Raw genomic sequence first — 896 nt, forward strand, 5'->3', positions numbered from 1 at the left:
CACGGTGACCAACACCGCCACCGGGCCCCACCACGAGAAGCCCGCGGTCTGGCTCGACGGCAACATCCACGCCAGCGAGGTCACCGCCTCGGTGGCGCTGCTCCACCTGCTCACCCACCTGTGCACCGGGCACGGGGCCGACGAGCGCGTCACCCGCGCGCTCGACACCCGCACCTTCTACGTCGTGCCCCGGGTCAACCCCGACGGCGCCGAGCTGGCGCTGTCCGAGGTCCCCTTCGTGGTCCGCTCGACCACCCGGGCCTGGCCCCGTCCCGAGCAGCGCGAGGGCCTGATCGGCGGCGACGTGGACCACGACGGGCGCAGCCTGCAGATGCGGATCGAGGACCCCAACGGCACCTGGAAGCCCCACCCGTCCATCCCGAAGCTGCTGGTCGCCCGCGAGCCGGACGAGGACGGACCCGGCCCGTACTACCGCCTGCTGCGCGAGGGCCACGTGGAGGGCTACGACGGGGTGAACATCCCCTCCGCCCCGCCGCTCGCCGGCATCGACTCGAACCGCAACTTCCCGTACCAGTGGCGGCGGTTCCCGGAGGGGGAGGGCTTCGGGTGGGGTCACGGCGACTACCCGACCAGCGAGCCCGAGGTGCGCGCCGTGGTCCAGGGCGTCGTGGACCGACCGAACATCGGCATCTACTTCGCCCACCACACCTACTCCGGCGTGATCCTGCGCCCGTACTCGGACCGGCCCGACGATGCGTTCCCCACCGTCGACAAGTGGACCTACGACGAGCTGGGTCGGCGCGCCGAGGCGATCACCAGCTACCCGTACCTCGTCGTGTACGACGGCTTCCGCTACGACCCCAAGGACGTCATCACCGGCGTCGGCGACGACTGGGCCTACGACCACCGCGGCCTGTTCGCCTGGACCACCGAGT

At 71.7% G+C, this 896-nt stretch carries 1 protein-coding gene; it reads left to right on the forward strand.

The window, feature by feature from the left end:
• The coding region (locus tag VB714_RS07385; RefSeq protein WP_323222645.1) for a M14 family metallopeptidase at window positions 1-896 on the forward strand (896 nt) is incomplete at both ends.

This window comes from Spirulina sp. 06S082 (assembly GCF_034932145.1).
GTDB lineage: Bacteria > Cyanobacteriota > Cyanobacteriia > Cyanobacteriales > Spirulinaceae > CCY15215.